Source organism: Streptomyces sp. GC420, from assembly GCF_009916105.1.
In the GTDB taxonomy this organism is placed as follows: domain Bacteria; phylum Actinomycetota; class Actinomycetes; order Streptomycetales; family Streptomycetaceae; genus Streptomyces.
Genome location: NZ_JAAAXQ010000048.1, coordinates 13,647 through 30,290 on the forward strand (window position 1 = coordinate 13,647; position 16,644 = coordinate 30,290).

The 16,644-nt window shown below is 73.3% G+C and carries 11 protein-coding genes; 2 read left to right on the top strand and 9 right to left on the bottom strand.

What is annotated here, in order from left to right:
* Position 1: 1 nt before the first annotated feature.
* From GUY61_RS09045 to eccD, 5 genes are all read right to left on the bottom strand, one after another.
* The gene (locus GUY61_RS09045; RefSeq protein WP_166629556.1) at positions 2-466 is read right to left on the bottom strand and encodes a type VII secretion system-associated protein; all 465 of its coding nucleotides are present in this window, start codon (positions 464-466) and stop codon (positions 2-4) included.
* Between the two features lie 92 nt (positions 467-558).
* Positions 559-879: a WXG100 family type VII secretion target gene (locus GUY61_RS09050; protein ID WP_166629557.1), complete on the bottom strand. Its 321-nt coding sequence runs from the start codon at positions 877-879 to the stop codon at positions 559-561.
* 57 nt (positions 880-936) lie between these two features.
* Entirely contained in the window at positions 937-1,272 is a 336-nt protein-coding gene (locus GUY61_RS09055) for a hypothetical protein (protein ID WP_166629558.1), read from the bottom strand.
* Between the two features lie 134 nt (positions 1,273-1,406).
* Positions 1,407-2,945 carry a type VII secretion protein EccB gene (gene eccB, locus GUY61_RS09060; RefSeq protein WP_166629559.1) on the bottom strand — a complete coding sequence of 513 codons (1,539 nt, stop codon included), beginning with the start codon at positions 2,943-2,945 and terminating at the stop codon, positions 1,407-1,409.
* Between the two features lie 131 nt (positions 2,946-3,076).
* Complete coding sequence (gene eccD / locus GUY61_RS09065; RefSeq protein ID WP_166629560.1) at positions 3,077-4,471, bottom strand: type VII secretion integral membrane protein EccD; 1,395 nt, start codon at positions 4,469-4,471, stop codon at positions 3,077-3,079.
* Positions 4,472-4,821: 350 nt separating this feature from the next.
* Between eccD and eccCa the strand changes: the two genes are divergently transcribed.
* Positions 4,822-8,796, top strand: coding sequence for a type VII secretion protein EccCa (gene eccCa / locus GUY61_RS09070; protein ID WP_166629565.1), 3,975 nt, complete (start codon positions 4,822-4,824; stop codon positions 8,794-8,796).
* Between the two features lie 291 nt (positions 8,797-9,087).
* Here the strand turns inward: eccCa and GUY61_RS09075 are convergent, their stop codons facing one another.
* Complete coding sequence (locus tag GUY61_RS09075; protein WP_166629561.1) at positions 9,088-10,290, bottom strand: S8 family serine peptidase; 1,203 nt, start codon at positions 10,288-10,290, stop codon at positions 9,088-9,090.
* Between the two features lie 189 nt (positions 10,291-10,479).
* On the opposite strand from GUY61_RS09075, the gene GUY61_RS09080 reads away from it, so the two are divergent.
* Positions 10,480-13,785 (top strand): right-handed parallel beta-helix repeat-containing protein, encoded by a 3,306-nt coding sequence (locus GUY61_RS09080; protein WP_166629562.1) that lies wholly within the window; start codon positions 10,480-10,482, stop codon positions 13,783-13,785.
* 502 nt (positions 13,786-14,287) lie between these two features.
* Here GUY61_RS09080 and GUY61_RS09085 read toward each other — a convergent pair.
* From GUY61_RS09085 to GUY61_RS09095, 3 genes are all read right to left on the bottom strand, one after another.
* Complete coding sequence (locus tag GUY61_RS09085; RefSeq protein WP_313896585.1) at positions 14,288-15,121, bottom strand: SDR family NAD(P)-dependent oxidoreductase; 834 nt, start codon at positions 15,119-15,121, stop codon at positions 14,288-14,290.
* Positions 15,118-16,125, bottom strand: a complete 1,008-nt coding sequence (locus GUY61_RS09090; protein ID WP_166629563.1) for an NADP-dependent oxidoreductase — start codon at positions 16,123-16,125, stop codon at positions 15,118-15,120. Before GUY61_RS09090 ends, GUY61_RS09085 begins: the two co-directional genes overlap by 4 nt.
* A gap of 123 nt (positions 16,126-16,248) precedes the next feature.
* Positions 16,249-16,644 (bottom strand): lamin tail domain-containing protein (locus GUY61_RS09095; RefSeq protein ID WP_166629564.1); only part of this gene is annotated, 396 nt, incomplete at its 5' end.

The window sequence follows — 16,644 nt, forward strand, 5'->3', positions numbered from 1 at the left end:
GTCAGTCGTCGTCCCCGCCGCTGCCGGCCAGGTTCTGGTCCACGTCGGAGAAGATGTCCAGCAGCTTCTCCCCGTCGATCTTCTCCAGGTTCTCGCCCTGCGTCTTGAACAGCTTCTCGAGCGTCTCCTCGAGACCGTCCTCGATGCTCTCGAAGAGGAGTTTCTGGTCCTTGTAGACCGTGTGGACGGCGGTGATCAGTTCGGTGATCGCCTTGTCGAGGTTGGCCCCGTTGGTCTCGCCGTCCTTCAGCATCCCGCCGATGGTCAGGGGCAGTGCGGCGCCGGGCAGCACCCCGGCCCCGTGCTCGCCGGCCGGCAGCAGGTTGTAGAGCGTGGGGATCACCTCGCCGCCCACCGTGCCGTCGGCCATGATCTTCTTGATCTCGCCCAGGAAGAGCCTGACATCCGTGTTGAGGAAATTCTCCAGCCAGGCCTTGTCCAGGTTCACGGGTGCGCTGTCCGCCATGTGGCCTTCCTTGTCGCTCGGTTCGGGAACGGACCGGGGCGAACCGCCCCGGTCCGCGCGGCGGGCAGCCGCCCGGTGAGGTGTGACGCCGGTCAGCGGCCGACGCGCACGCCCTCCCACAACTGGGTCAGGGACTTCTCGCTGTACTGGTAGTTCTCGGAGACGTCGGTGAGCAGCTTCGAATGGCTGGTGAGAAGGTCCTTCATGGTTTCGACGGCACCGTTCCAGGCGGCCTGCTTCTGGTCGTAGACCGCCTTGTCGTCACCCTGCCAGGTGTTCTTCAACTCCTGGAGTTCGGCCTCCAGGTTGGCGATGATGCTCGCCATCGCCTTGGTCTGCTGGACCATGTCGTCGGCGGCATTGCTCATGTGGGAGTAGTCGACGTAGATGTAGCCGTCGGAGAAATCGCTCATTTGCCGTCCTCGTCTGACGGTGGGATGGGGGAAGTGGAGCCGGCCGGGAAAGCCGCGTCAGCCCTTGAGGGCGTCGAAAACCGCCTGCGATCCGCTGTAGGCCTGATTGATCGCCTCGTTGGAGGAGCCCTGCGTCAGTCCCTGGGTGCGCAGCGTCTCGTTCAGCGTGTCGATCATCTCGCGCACATTGACGGAGATGACCTCGGCCTGGTCGTCCCACTGCTTCAGCAGGTCCTGGTAGGCCTTTCCGTCCGAACCCTTCAGTCCCGAGGCGAGATTGTGCTTCATGCTCTCGACGTCCCGGCGGCAGTTCTGAATGCCGGTGAACGCCTGTTCCAGGGCTTGGATTCCGTTCCGTGTGGACCGTACCTCTGACTGCTGCATTCCGGCCATGGGGGATCCTCCTGATGTACGAGTCGGCCTGGTCGGACGACAACAAAACATAGACAAGCGGGAGTTGGGGAAGCGATGCATCGCGGAACGTTCCCGCACCCGACTTCGTCCCTCGCCCGCTCGATTCCGTGAATTCACCCGGACGTCGTCTTCCGCTCGCCCGAGGCGCTGTTCCTCTCCTTCTCCGGTGTCCTCTCTCCCGGTTCCTCCTCCTTCGCGTCCTCCTCGCGCTCCGCCCTTTCGCAGGGCGGCATCGTGGTGGTGCCGCGGCCCGACTCCGCGGACGCCCGGGTGAGGTCGGGCCCGGTCGGCAGCATGGCCAGCAGCGTGGCCGGGAGCCGGCGCACCTGGCTCTCCTTGTAGCCCAGCGCCTCCAGCGAGTCCGCGCCGGACACGCGGTACTTCATTCCGGTGTCCGTCACCAGGTAGACCGTGCCGCCCACTTCACGGCCGTCCGCGCCGAGCGCGTGGACCAGTGCGCCGCCACCCGGCCGCACGGTGATCCGGTCCACCGCCGCACAGGCCGGCAGCAACCCCTCGGCCGGGGCGTGCGCGACAGGGCCGAGCGTGTCCGGGCGAACGAGAGCGACACTGACCCGGATGTCCTGTCCGCCCGCCGTGATCCGGACGCACACGGCCCGGTCCTCGGCGACGGCCGCCACCCGCGGCGGTGTCCGCGGCAGCTGCCCGGCGGCCGGGTCCGCCCCGGTCCGGCGGGCCGTACCCGATGCCAGGGCGTCCGCGCCCAGCTCCGCCGCTGCCGCCGGCGCGTTCCCGTACACCTTCCGCCTGGTTCGCGGATCGCCCAGCACCAGCGCCGCCTCGGTGGCCGTGACCGGCACCAGGCCCTCGCGGCGCAGCAGGTGGTACCGGCCCGCCGAGCCGGGCACCGTCACCTTGAACACCTCCCCGATCCGGGTCTCGCGGCCGCTCAGCGAAGGGCCCCGCTCGCCCAGGCCCGGCACTTCGGGCGCGGACAGATCCGGCCCGGCGGGAAGCGAGTTGAGGAACGCGGCCGGCACCCGCATCCGCGGCGCCGAGCCGTAGCCCAGTGCCGCTCCGGCGCCGCTGGCCCGGTCCAGTCTCAGCCGGCTGCCCCGCCACACCAGGTAGTCGGCCCTGTCCGGCCCGGTCACCAGCAGGGCCTGACCGCTGCCCAGCCCCTCACCCGCCGCGCCGGACGCCACGGCGAGGGTGACGCGGCCGGAAGCGGGATCCGCGCACACCTGCCAGGGGCCGGCGTCCAGCCCGCCGCTCCCGGGCAGCGACACGGGCGCCCCGGTGATGCCGACGGGCGTTCCGTGCGGGGTGCCCTCCAGCGAGTCCGTGCTCACCGTCGTGGTCTTCATGTCCGCGCCGGCGAGCAGCCGCGCCGAGGCGTAGTTGCGCACCGGACGGAGCCTGCCGTTGAGATAGAGGTAGCTGGAGCCGGTCCTCTCGTCGACGACCAGCGTCCCCGCCTCCCGCCAGGCGTCCGTGGTGCCGGGCCTGATCAGGCCGAGGACGAACGATCCGGCCGACAGCAGCACGGCGATGACGACGCCGATGGTGATACCCCGGTTGGTACGGCCCTGCGGGCTCTCCGGCGCGTCGGGGTCGGCGCGCAGCATGCCGGACGTCAGTCGCCCCATCACGAACATGTGCGCCTGCACCTGGTCACGCTTGGACTGCACGGTGGCGCTCCTCAAACTCTCTGCGGTCGGCGGCGGTTCGGCATACGCGTCCACGGGCCCCGCGCGCCGAGGGGGCCGCGCGGCACGGCTGCCACGGGCCGGCCGGCCCCTGATCGGCGGGCCACGGCGGTCTACAGAGCCCGCAGCCGGCCGTAGACACCGAGCACCCACAGCGCCAGTGGCAGCAGACTGATCGCGGCCGCCGAGTGCAGCAGCTCGGCCGCCCGGCCCCAGTACGGCACGAGTCTGCGTCCCGGCACCGTCCACGACAGGACGGCCAGCAGTGCCGCCGCGCCGAGCAGCCCCGCGATCGCGGGCAACCGGTTGCCGGGCTCCCCGCCCCAGGCGGCGGTGAAGACCAGCAGGAGCGCTCCCCAGGCGGCGGGGACGGCCAGCGAGAGCCGCTGCCACACATTGCCCAGTCCCCGGGCGTGCAGGGACAGCAGGAGGACGAGCGCCAGCACCGTCACGGTCTCCGGCAGGTCGTCGTGGCGGACCAGAAGGGTGAGCGCGGCGGCGCAGACCAGGCCGACGGCCCCGTACAACGATGTCATCCAGCCGTCCGCGATCACCGCGCGCCGCGCGACGACGGCGGTGGGGTGCGGCTCGATGCCCTCCTGGAGCTGCCGCGCGTCGGAGGGCAGCGGCGGCATCCGCATCCCGGACATGCGGAACGCCAGCGAGGGCACGAACGCGCCCAGGACGACGGCTGCCAGGGCGACCACCGTCGCCGACGCCGCCGGGCCGGGATCCGCGGTGATCATGAGGACGGCGCCCAGCGCGCCGAAGACCGCCACCACCGTCAGGAACAGGTACAGCGCCGCGAACGAGGCCACCGCGGCCAGGGCGAGCACCGCGCCTCCCGCACCCGCCGCCGACGCGGCGAGCAGTCCCGGGCCGAGCGTGTCCTGCCCGTAGGGCCCGGCCGGTTCCCCGGCGGTCAGCAGCCAGCCGGCCAGTGCCAGATACGGGCCGACCATGAAGCCCAGGGCCGCGGCCGCACCCGCGTCACCGACGGCGCGGCTCGCGGCCGCCGCCCCGGCGAGCAGCAGCAGCCCGACGGCCGTGGAGCTCAGGGCACGCGGAAGGAGCTCGCCGCCGGGCAGGCACAGAACCAGCATCCCCGTGCTGAGCACGGCGACCGCAAGGCCGAGCAGCAGCCCTCGGCCGGCCCGCGGGCTCCAGCCGTGCGGCCGCTGCCGCATGGTGGTGGAGATGCCGTCCACGAGGTCGTCCAGATGGACCTCGGGCAGTGCCTCCGTCCGGGGCCGCAGGAACAGCGTCTCGCCGTCGCGCAGTTCGAAGGAGTCGAGGGTCCGCTCCTCGTCGAACGGCTCGCCGCCGAGCCGCTGGATCACCCAGCCGCCGTGCTCGATACCGGTCTCCCGCAGATCGTCGCCCGCGTAGTCGAGGATCGTGGGCAGGAGGTCGGCGACGGGCACGTCGGAGGGCACGGCGAGGTCGATGCTCCTGGCGGGGGCACGCACCGTCAGGCGGCACAGGCCGGCCACCTGGTTGTCACTCATCGGGCTGGGTCACACCTTCCCGGTCGGTCCGGCTGCCCGGTGCCGTTCGTCGCAGCCGGGCTTCAACCGCCCCGCCCCACACGGCCGCTGGTGAGCCTGAGGAGGAGGGGAGGGGCTTCACGGGCCGTCTCCTGACGCCCCGCCGGACGGATCGTAATGGCGCGGATCCACGGTCCGGGAGCCGCGTCCGCCGGTTATGACCGGCCCCGGACGAGCGTTCATGCGGCCAGCCCCACCCGTTCGCGGGCCCGTAACCCAACTCGCTCCGGCGCCGCTCCATAGTCGGTCCGACCACCCCCGGCCGGACGGCCGGGAAGGCCGAACCGCCCGAAGGAGTAAGCCCCTTGAGTGTGGTCCTGTTCCGCAGGCCGGCCCGCAGACGCGGCCCGGACATGCCCGAGGGAGAGGTGACCCTCCAGGAGCCTCCTCCACTGCCCGAGGTGGTCCCGGACTCCTCCGCCGTGTGGACGTACCTGCCCATGGCGCTGATGTCCGTCTCCATGATGCTGATGTTCATGCGCCCCGGCATGGGCGGCGGCAGCGGCAGCTTCGTCTACCTCGCCCTGGGCCTGATGGTGCTGTCCGCCGGCGCGATGATGGCCGGGCAGGTCATGCGCCGCAACAGCGAGCGCAAACAGCGCCTGAAGGGCGAGCGCCGCGACTATCTGCGCTACCTCACCCAGACCCGGCGCAAGGTCCGGGCCGCCGTGATGGAGCAGCAGCGGGCCCTCGCCTGGCAGCACCCGCCGCCCGCCGCCCTGTGGTCGATGGTCGGCACCACCCGGCTGTGGGAACGCCGCCCGCAGGACGAGGACTTCGGCGAGGTACGGGTGGCCGTGGGCGAGCAGAAGCTGGGCCTGCGGCTGACCCCCGTGTCCACCAGTCCCGTCGAGGACCTGGAGCCACTGGCCGCGCACGCGCTGCGCAGCTTCATCCGGGCCTACGCCACCGTGCCCGAGCAGCCCATCGCGATCTATCTGCGGGCCTGGGCCCGGGTGCTGTTCCGCGGCGACGAGGAGCGGGTACGGGCCGTGGCGCGGGCGATCGTCGCCCAGCTCGTCACCTTCCACTCGCCGGACGACCTCTGGATCGCCCTGTGCGTCTCCGACGAGCGGCGTGCCGACTGGGAGTGGGCCAAGTGGCTGCCGCACAACCTCCATCCGCAGGAGAACGACGGAGCGGGTCCCGCCCGCATGACCGGGTCCGCCCTCAACGAACTGGAGGACCTGCTCGGCGCCGAGTTCCTGGAACGCCCCCCGTTCGACCCCGACGCGGTGCCGGGCCGCGAGGAGCCCTTCACCGTGATCGTCGTGGACGGCGGCGGCATCCCCGGCGGCCACCGCCTGGACGGACCCGGGCTGCGCAACACCGTCGTCCTCGACCTCGGCGGAGCCCTCACCTGGCGGCCGGGCCGCAGCACGCTCCGCTTCGACGTCGGACGGGACACCTTCGGCCTCGTGCGCACCGACCGGGACCGCAAGGAGCAGACCACCCGGCTCGGCCGTCCCGACGCCTTCGGCACGACCGGCGCCACCGCCCTGGCCAAGCGGCTCTCCCCGTACCGGATAGGCATGGGCAGCGACGCCGCCGAACCCCTGTCCACCAACATGGAACTGACCACGCTGCTCGGCATCACCGACCTCGCGCGCCACGACCCCGCCACACTGTGGGAACGCGGCACCGGTCCCGGCCGGCTGCGCGTGCCGATCGCCGTGGGGGCCGACGGCAGCCCCGTCGAACTCGACATCAAGGAATCGGCGCAGGGAGGAACCGGCCCGCACGGCATGCTCATCGGCGCCACCGGCTCGGGCAAGAGCGAACTGCTGCGCACCCTCGTGCTCGCCCTGGCCCTCGCCAACTCCTCCGAGACACTGAACTTCGTCCTCGTCGACTTCAAGGGCGGCGCGACCTTCCTCGGCCTGGACGAACTGCCCCACACCTCCGCCGTCATCACCAACCTCGCGGGCGAGGCGGCACTGGTCTCGCGCATGCAGGACGCACTGCACGGCGAACTGATGCGCCGCCAGGAACTGCTCCGCAGCGCCGGCAACCACACCTCCGTCCTGGAGTACGAGAAGGCGCGTGCCGCCGGTGCCCCGCTCGAGCCGTTGCCCAGTCTCTTCGTCGTCGTCGACGAGTTCAGCGAACTGCTCGCCGCACACCGGGAGTTCATGGAACTGTTCGTGATGATCGGACGCCTCGGCCGCAGCCTCGGAGTGCATCTGCTGCTCGCCTCGCAGCGCCTCGACGAGGGCCGGATGCACCAGCTGGAGAGCCACCTGTCCTACCGGATCGGCCTGCGCACCTTCTCCGCCATGGAGAGCCGCGGCGTGCTCGGCGTCCCCGACGCCTACCAGCTCCCCCCGCAGCCCGGCAGCGGCTACCTCAAGTCCGGCGTGGAGGCCCTGACCCGGTTCCGTGCCGCCTACGTCTCCGGCCCCTACCGGCAGCGGCGCGGCAGCGCCAACCAGGCCCGGGTCGCCAGCCAGACCGTGCCCTGGACCACCGGCTACGTAGTGCCGCGCCACCAGAGCGCCGCGCCCGAACCCGAACCCGAGAGCGAGGAGACCGGCGGCACGCTGCTCTCCGTCGCCGTCGAACGGCTGGTCGGCGCAGGACCGCCCGCACACCAGGTGTGGCTGCCGCCACTGGACCGCCCCGCAACCCTCGACCAGGTCCTGCCCCCGCTCACCCCCGACCCCGACCTCGGCCTCACCACCGTCGGCTGGCCGGAGCGCGGCCGGCTCCAGGTGCCCATCGGCATCGTGGACCGCCCCTTCGACCAGCTCCGCGACCTGCTGACGATCGACCTGGCGGGTGCCGGCGGGCACATCGCCATCGCCGGCGGACCGCAGAGCGGCAAGTCCACCATGGTGCGCACCATCCTCACCGCGCTCGCCCTCACCCACACCCCGCGCGAAGTGCAGTTCTACTGCCTGGACTTCGGCGGAGGCACACTGGCCGGACTGGCCGGGCTGCCGCACATGAGCGGCGTCGCGGCCCGCCTCGACGGCGAACGCGTCGGCCGCACCATCGCCGAGGTCAGCACGCTGCTCACGGCGCGCGAGAGGTTCTTCCTCGACCACGGGATCGACTCCATGGCGACGTACCGCCGCCGCCGCGCCGCCGGGGAGTTCCCCGACGAGCCCCACGGCGACGTGTTCCTCGTCATCGACGGCTGGTCCACCGTCCGCCAGGACTACGACCGGCACGTCCCGACGTTCAACGCGATCGCCGCGCGCGGCCTCAACTACGGTGTCCACCTCATCGTCACCACCGCCCGCTGGGTCGAACTGTCCGCGGCCGTCCGCGACCAGGCTGCCACCCACCTCGAACTGCGCATGGGCGACCCGATGGACTCCGGGATCGACATGCGCCGCGCCGCCACCGTGCCCCGCTCGCCCGGGCGCGGCCTGACCCGGGAGACCAAGCTCCACTACCTCACCGCGCTGCCCCGCATCGACGGGGTCGAGGACGCGGACGACCTCGCCGAGGGCGTCGCAGCCATGGTGGCGGCGGTCGGGGAGAGCTGGCCCGGACCGCCCGCCCCGCCGGTGCGGATGCTCCCGGCGGTGCTCCCCTCGTCCGAACTGCCTCCGGCAGAGGGCCGGCTGCGCCTGCCGCTGGGCCTGGAGGAGGACGAACTCTCCGTCGTCTGGCACGACTTCGAGGAGAGCCCGCACATGATCGTGGTGGGCGACACGGAGAGCGGCAAGACCAATGTGCTGCGGCTGGTCGCGAAGGCGGTCATGGACCGGTACACGCCGGCCGAGGCCAGGATCATGGTCGTCGACTACCGCCGCGAACTGGTGGAGGCGGTCCCCGACGAGTACCGCCTCGGGCACGCCGTCTCCATCGACGCCCTGAAGGAACTCATCGACGGAGCCGCACGGGCCGTGAAGACCCGAGTGCCGGGACCCGGCATCACCCCCGCCCGGATGCGGCTGTGCGACTGGTGGTCGGGACCGCGGCTGTTCATCCTCGTCGACGACTACGACATGCTCGGCACCGGCCCGATGAACGCGCCGTTCGACCCGCTGCTCGACCAACTCGCACTGGGCCACGAGGTGGGCCTGCACATCGTCGTCGCCCGCTCCGCGTCGGGGGCCGGACGCGCCCTGGGCGACCACCTGATGCGCCGCCTCCAGGAGGTCAACACGCCGGGCCTGCTCCTGTCCTGCCCGCCCTCGGAGGGCTACGTCTTCGGCAACGTCAAGGGCCGCATCCTGCCCCCGGGCCGGGCGACACGGATCGCCCGCCGCAAGACGGTCCGCGTCCAGACGGCCCTGCTGGACACGGGGGAACCGGACACCGGCACGGACTGACACGGCCGGGCCGCCCGCCGGAAGCGGCGGGCGATCCATGTCGCCCGGCCCGTGCAGGAGCCTTCCCCCGTCCTTCCCCCGCCCTTCGCCCGGCCGGAACCGCGCGGGCGACGCTCCCGTGGCCGGCCCGGCGGTCCTTCCCCCGGTCCCCGGCTGCCGGGCATGAGCAGCACACCCGGCCCGGCGAGGGATTCCTGGCCTGGGCCGGGCATGGCCGGGTGGTCGCTCACGTGGTGCGCACCGCGTGCGGGGCTCCGGGGAGCGGACGAGGCGCGGTGGGCCGCTGGAGCGCTACTCGCCGCCCGCGGGGCGCCAGCGGCGGGCCCTTCCGCGGGGGACCGCCGCCGCGGCGGCCGCGGTCAGGAGCACCACGCCCGCCCCCGCGCCGGCGACGAGCAGTGCCCGGTCGCGGGCGGCGGTGGAGGGCGGCTCGGCTCTCCGCGCGGCCTGCTGCGCGGGCGCCGAGCCGCGCCGGGACTGCGGCAGTGTGGTCAGCGCGGCATACGGATCGAGGCGGGGCACGTCCGCCGGGTACGCCGACGAGGTCAGCTGACGCGCCACCTGGCGCGCCGTCAGGCCGGGGTGCCGGGCCCGCACCAGTGCCGCCGCCCCGGCCACGTGCGCGGCGGCCAGGGAGGACCCCGAGCCGATGAAGTGCCCGGAACCGTCCGGTCCCGCGCCCGCCACCGCATCGCCCGGCGCGGCGAGGTCCACGCCGGTCGCCACGGGCGCCCCCTCGGGACGCGAACCGCCCGGCCCGTAGTCCTGCACCGCCAGGGCCCCCGGCGCCGCCGCGGGCCAGTACCAGGGCGCGGCGGGCACCGGGTCGCCGCTCCCGTCCTCGGGGAGCACGTCGGGTGCCGCCGGGGCCACCACGAGGGCGTCCTTCCGGGCCGCGTACGCGACGGCCCGGCTCAGCTCGGTCCTGCCGGACTCCAGGGCGATCCCGACGTAGATGACGCCGGCTCCCGCGTCGGCCGCCTCCCGGACGGCGTCCGCCAGCCGCTCCGGCGTGGTCGCGCCGCGCTCCTGTGTGCCCCGCACGGCCAGGATCTCCGCGCCGGGCGCCACACCCACCGGCCCCACCCCGTCGAGGGGTGCCCCGGCGATCAGCGCGGCGGCGAAGCTGCCGTGCCCCACACAGTCCGTGGTTGCGTCGCCGGCTCCGGAGACCCGGCCCTCCAGCGCCGGCACACCCCGGCCGACGCCCGTGTCCACCACGGCGACCTTCACGCCCGCACCCCGCGACAGGGACCAGGCCCTCGTCAGTCCCAGGGCGCCCACCGTCCACGGCCGGGCCTTCGCCGTCCGCACGGACGCGTCCGTGCACGGCACGCCGGGGCCGAGCTCCGAGCGGAGCACGGGCAGTTCGACGCGGTCGGCCGCGCGGGCCCCGGGCGGGGCGGCGAACGGCACCGCGGACAGGAGCAGCACCGCCAGCACCCCCGAGGCCCGTGCGGAGTGGTGGCGGGAGGCAGAAGCGGTGCGTCGCATGGCGCGCAAACCTAGGGCTCCGAGATGACGCCGCGGTGACGCGCACCGTACGCCGGTCTTCCGGCCCGTGCCGGCCAACACCCCTGGGGTTTGTGCAGACTTCACCTCAAGCACACCGGCGCACCACTGACCCTCCCCCCTGCGGCAGGCAGGATCGGGCACGGTGTCAGGAGAGAGGGAGACCCGCGCGTGTCACGGCAGTTGCTCACGGTGTGCCCGGAACAGCCGGACGGTTTCCGGACGATCGGTGAGGCCCTGGAGAAGGCGCGGACCGGGGCGGTGATCCGGGTCGCGCCCGGCCGCTACACCGAGAACCTCACCGTGCGGAACCGGGTCACCATCGCCGCCGAGGGGGCGCCGGGCAGCGTGGAGATCCGCCCGAGGCGGGGCACCGCGCTCGTCCTCCTCGCGGACGCGGTGGCGCTGACCGATCTCACCCTGCGCGGCGGCGCCGAGGACTTCCCCGTCGTCGACGCCCCGCGCGGCCAGGTCGCCATGGACGGCTGCACCGTCGTCGGCTCCGGCTGGACCGCGGTGCTCGCCCGCGAGACCGGGGCCGTGGCCATGCGCGACTGCCGGATCAGCAACCCCTCCGGCGCGGGGATCGTGGACACCGCGCCCACCGGCAGCGTCGTCGCGGACTGCCTCGTCGAGAACCTCGGCACCTCCGGGATCGTCCTGGGCGAACGGGCCCGTACGACCGTGCGCGGCTGCCGGATCCGCGACGCCCGCGGCAACGGCGTCCTCGCCAACGGGGAGGCCCAAGGCGTGATCGAGGGCTGCGACATCTCCGGTGCGGAGAAGCCCGCCGTCGCGCTCGAGGGCAGCTGCGGCACCCGGGTCTCGCACACCGTCGTCCACGACACCGCCATCGGCGTCTACATCACCAGCGACTCCCGGCCCACGCTCGAGCAGGTGACGGTCGCCGACACCGCCGGCGCCGGGATCGTGCTCGCCGCCGGTGCCGACCCGGAGCTCCTGCGCTGCCGCACCACCAGGACCAGGGGCAGCGGCCTCGCCGTCACCGAACGCTCCCGCGGCTCGTTCGAGGAGTGCGAGTTCGACACCGCGGCAGCCCCCGCCGTCCGCGTCACCGGGGCGAGCAGCCCGGTCCTGTACGGCACCGTGGTGCGCGACTGCGGGGACGGGACCGGCGCGGTGACCCTGGAGGAGAACTCGGTGGCCGAGTTCGACCGGCTGGAGATCGGCGGTGCCGCGGGCACCGCCCTGCTCATCCGCGGCGGCGCCGATCCCCTGGTGCGCGGCGCCCGCCTCGACGCGCCGCGCGGCCACGGCGTGGAGGTCACCGAGGACGGCCGCGGCAGGCTGGAGAACTGCGAGATCGACAGCCCCGGCGGCAGCGGAATCCGTACGGCCTCCGGCGGCCGGCCCCAGCTCCGCGACACCACCGTGCGCTCGGCCGCCGACGCCGGCATCCGTATCGGCGCCGAAGGATTCGCCACCGTACGCGACTGCCACCTCCACGCGAACGCCGCGTCCGGCATCGCGGTGGAGCACGACGGGGAACTGTCCGCGCAGCGCACGCAGATCACCGACTCCGGCGCTCACGGCGTGCTGCTCGCGGCCGGTTCCCGGGCCGCCCTCGAGAGCTGCCGCGTCACCGGCAGCCTCGGCGACGGCATCCGCGTCGACACCGACGCGCCGGTCACCGCGACCGGCTGCACCGTGCGGGACAACCGGGGCGCGGGCCTGCGCCGGACCCGGCCGGGCGACCGGCTCACCGTCGAGGACCTGATGAGCGCCGGCAACGAACTCCCCGACTCCTGGGGCGATCCGGGGCCCGGCGCCGCCGCGGGGCCGGGCAGGGAGGAACCGGGCCGGAGCGCCGCCACCGCCGCATCCCGCGGCCCCCTCCAGGAGTTGGAGGCGCTGATCGGCCTCGCCGACGTCAAGCACCAGGTCCGCACCCTCGTCAACCTCAACGAACTCGCCCAGCGCCGCGCCCGTCTGGGGATGCCCGCTCCGCCGATGAGCCGCCACCTGGTCTTCTCCGGCCCGCCCGGCACCGGCAAGACCACCGTGGCCCGGCTCTACGGCGGGATCCTCGCCGACCTCGGCGTGCTGCGCTCCGGGCACCTGGTGGAAGTGTCACGTGCCGACCTCGTCGCCCAGGTCATCGGCGGCACCGCCATCAAGACCACCGAGGCCTTCAACGAGGCGCTCGGCGGCGTGCTCTTCATCGACGAGGCGTACACGCTGCTCTCCGACGGCAAGGGCTCGGGCGCCGACTTCGGGCGCGAGGCCGTCGACACGCTGCTCAAGCTGATGGAGGACCACCGCGACGACGTGGTCGTCATCGCCGCCGGATACACCGAGGAGATGGGATCCTTCCTCGCCTCCAACCCCGGTCTCGCCTCCCGTTTCACCCGCACCGTCGAGTTCGCCAACTACTCGGTCGACGAACTGGTCACCATCACCGAGTCCATGTGCGAGGCCCACCGCTACGAGCTCGACCCCACGACCCTGACCGCCCTCGCGGCGCACTATGCCGGCATGACCCGCGACTCCGCCTTCGGCAACGGCCGCGAGGCCCGGCGCGTCTTCGAGGAGATGGTGGACCGGCAGGCCGTACGGCTCGGCGCCGTGCGGGACCCGGCGGAGCGCGATCTGACCCTGCTGCTGCCCGAGGACGTGGGCGGCGCCGCGAGCGCGGCGGCGGACGCGGCGGGCAGCTCCGAGGAACTGCTGGCCCGGCTCGACGCGATGACCGGACTGGCCGCCGTCAAGCACGAGGTCAACGACCTTGTCTCGCTGCTCGCCGCGGCGCGGCAGCGGCGGGCCGCCGGTCTGCCCGTGCCGAGGATCAGCCAGCATCTCGTCTTCTCCGGCCCGCCGGGCACCGGCAAGACCACCGTGGCCCGCCTCTACGCCGGCCTGCTGCACTCTCTCGGGGTGCTTCCCAGGGGCCAGTTGGTCGAGGTCGCGCGTGCCGACCTGGTCGGCCGCTACGTGGGCCACACCGCACAGCTCACCAAGGAGGTCTTCGACAGCGCGCTCGGCGGTGTGCTGTTCATCGACGAGGCGTACACCCTCACCCCGGGAGGGACCGGCTCCGACTTCGGACGGGAGGCCGTCGAGACCCTGCTGAAGCTGATGGAGGACCACCGGGACGAGGTGGTGGTCATCGCCGCCGGGTACACCGAGGAGATGGCCGGCTTCCTCGCCTCCAATCCGGGACTGGCCTCACGCTTCACCCGGACCGTCAGGTTCGAGAACTACACCACGGACGAACTGGTCGAGATCATCTCCCGGCAGGCGTCCGACTCCGGCTACGACTGCGCCCCGGAGACGCTCAAGGCACTCCACGCCCACGTGGACGCCGTGCCGCGCGACCGGTCCTTCGGAAACGCCCGTACGGCGCGCGGCGTGCTCGACGCCATGATGACCATGCAGGCGAGACGACTGGGCACGGTGGCCGCGCCGGGCCTCGACGACCTGCGCCTGCTGCTGCCGGAGGACATCCCGGTGGCGTGAGCCGGGCGGCAGGGTGCGTACCCCCGGCCGTGGCCCGCAGGCTCGTTTCCGGGGGAGCCCGGACAGCGACGCGCCGCTCGCACGGAGTGCTCCGGCGCGTCGGGCGCACGCGCCCCGAAGCCGGTGCGGCCGCGCCGGGCGTCCGACCGGCCGGTGAAGTGCCGGGCGTCCGACCGGCCGGTGAAGTGCCGGGGGAGACGCGGGCCGGACTGCTCCACGCCGATCCGGCCTGGCGGCCTCACGCGCCCGCAGCCCGTGCCGGTCGTCCCGCGAGCCGCCCGGCGCTCCGGCCGGGACCGTGATCCGTTCCGGCGGTGAGCGAGGCACCGGCCGCCGTCCGGGAACGGACGCAGCGGACCGTGCGGTCAGGTGCCGCGGCCGGCGGCCGGCGGCCGGGCGGCGGGGCGGTCAGGTGCCGCGGCGGGGGACAGATGTGCGGTACCACGGCAGGCGGGCCGGACCGCGCGCGTTGTTCCGCACGCGTGGTCCGGCCCGCCCGGGCTCAGGAGTACGCGGGCTTCCCGGGAGCCGGGACGTTGCGGAAGCGGAACGGCTCCGCCTCGCGGCCCGCCTGGACGAACCAGCACTCCCCGGCACCGTCGCCGGTGACGATCCGCAGCACCGTGTCGGCGACGGCCTCGGCGGGGATGACCGGCACGCCCTGCTCGGAGAGCATGTCGCGCAGCGGGTCGATGATCCGCGACTCGGCGAAGCCCGGGCAGACGGCGTTGAACCGGATGCCGTCGGGCGCCAGCGCCGGCCCCAGGGAACGCGCCAGACCGACCACGGCGTGCTTGTTGGCCCCGTACAGCGGGTCGAGCGGCACGGAGGCCAGGCCTGCCAGGGACGCGGTGGCCACGATCGCCCCGCCGCCGCGGGCCCGCAGCGCCGGCAGCACCGCGTGGGTGCCGAAGACGACCCCGTCCAGGTTGGCGCCCATGGCGCGGCGGTACCGCGCCAGGTCGAAGTCCTCGCCCACGCCGCAGCCCGTGGACACCCCGGCGTTCAGGAACGCGATGTCGACGCCGCCGCAGTGTTCGGTGGCGAAGTCGACCAGGGCGCGGTTGGCGTCGAGGTCGGACACGTCGCACGGCCGGAAGTGGCCCCCGACGAGGTCGGCCACCTCGCGGCCGCCCTTCGCGTCGAGGTCGGCGACGACCACTTCGGCACCCGCCGCGGCCAGCGCCAGAGCGGTGGCCCGCCCCAGTCCGCTGGCGCCGCCCGTGACGATCGCGACCTTGCCGCGCAGCGGGGCCGCTTCCCGGGCGCCCGGGGACTCGAGCCCTTCCCGCTCGGCCCGTGCCGGGGCCTGCGCCCCGAAGTCCGGGGCGCTCACGCCAGTTCCAGCACGAGCTTGCCGACGTTCTCGCTGCGGAACAGCATCTGGAGCGTCTCGGGGAAGTCGTCCACGGTCCCCTTCACCACGTGTTCCTTGACCTTGAGCCGGCCGTCGCCGATCCAGCCGGCGATCTCCTGCGCCGCCTGCCCGTAGCGCTTGGCGTAGTCGAAGACCACGAAGCCCTCCATGCGGGCACGGCGCACGAGCAGGGACAGGTAGTTCGACGGGCCCTTGACCGGCGTCGAGTTGTTGTACTGGCTGATCGCGCCGCAGATCACCACGCGTGCGTGCATCGCCAGCCGGGTGAGTGCCGCTTCGAGGATGTCGCCCCCGACGTTGTCGAAGTAGACGTCGATGCCGTCCGGGGTCTGCTCGCGCAGGGCGCGCTTGACGTCGCCGGCCCGGTAGTCGATGGCCGCGTCGAAGCCCAGCTCGTCGGTGAGCAGCGCGCACTTGTCGGGGCCGCCGGCGATGCCGATGACACGGCAGCCCTTCACCTTGGCGATCTGGCCCACCATGGAGCCGACCGCGCCCGCGGCGCCGGACACGACGACGGTGTCGCCGTCCTTCAGCGCGCCGACGTCCAGCAGGCCGAAGTACGCGGTCATGCCGGGCATGCCGAGCGCGCCGAGGTACGTCGAGGCCGGCGCGAGCGAGGTGTCGATCTTCAGGGCACCCTTGCCGTCGGAGACGACGTACTCCTGGACGCCGAAGGTGCCGACGACGTGGTCGCCCGGCCGGAAGCCGGGGTGGTCGGAGTGGGTGACCTCGATGACCGATCCGGCCCGCATCACCTCACCGATGCCCACGGGCGGCAGGTAGGAGGGCCGGTCGTCGAGCCAGCCGCGCATCGCGGGATCCAGCGAGATGAAGCGCGTCCGGCCGGCGAACCGGCCGGGGCCGGGTTCCTCCACGGGCACGGAGACGTGTTCCCAGTTCTCGGGTTTGACGTCCCCGACGGGACGGGCTGCCAGACGGACCTGGCGGTTGGTCGCAGACATGAAGCCTCCTGTCGTCCATGAGCCCCCTGACCATACCGACCAGTAGGTACGTCTGGGGTTGTGATGTGCGACACGCAGGGACGCCCCCCGCCGAACGGGGGGCGTCCGCGCCGGGCCGGCCTGTCAGTGGTGACGGTGGTGATGGTGCCGGTAGCGGTCCCGCTCCCAGGACTCGGTGTCCACGACACGGCCCCGGTGGTCGCTGAGCGTGGCGGTGTCGGAACGGTTGTCCCAGACGTAGTGGCGCAGGTCCTGGTAGACGTCGTACTCGCCGTCGCGGCCGATGCCGGTGTGGACGCGCACCGTGGAGCCGGCGTCGAGGTGCAGGTCCCGGAAGGTGTAGGTGTCGCCGTCGCGGTTGGACAGGGTCCATTCGTCCAGGTCGACCGCCCGGCCGCCGGTGTTGCGGATGTCGACCCACTCCTGGTTCAGGGAGTGGTTGGAGCCCAGGTCCGGGCCGGGGGAGTCGTACTGGACGTCACTGATGACGACGGGGGAGCGGTGAGGGCGGGGGTGGCG

What these genes read in the sequence shown, in the direction of transcription:
- GUY61_RS09050 (WP_166629557.1), bottom strand. Translation starts at nt 879, where the DNA reads ATGAGCGATTTCTCCGACGGCTACATCTACGTCGACTACTCCCACATG.
- GUY61_RS09045 (WP_166629556.1), bottom strand. Translation starts at nt 466, where the DNA reads ATGGCGGACAGCGCACCCGTGAACCTGGACAAGGCCTGGCTGGAGAAT.
- GUY61_RS09090 (WP_166629563.1), bottom strand. Translation starts at nt 16,125, where the DNA reads ATGTCTGCGACCAACCGCCAGGTCCGTCTGGCAGCCCGTCCCGTCGGG.
- GUY61_RS09055 (WP_166629558.1), bottom strand. Translation starts at nt 1,272, where the DNA reads ATGGCCGGAATGCAGCAGTCAGAGGTACGGTCCACACGGAACGGAATC.
- GUY61_RS09075 (WP_166629561.1), bottom strand. Translation starts at nt 10,290, where the DNA reads ATGCGACGCACCGCTTCTGCCTCCCGCCACCACTCCGCACGGGCCTCG.
- eccD (WP_166629560.1), bottom strand. Translation starts at nt 4,471, where the DNA reads ATGAGTGACAACCAGGTGGCCGGCCTGTGCCGCCTGACGGTGCGTGCC.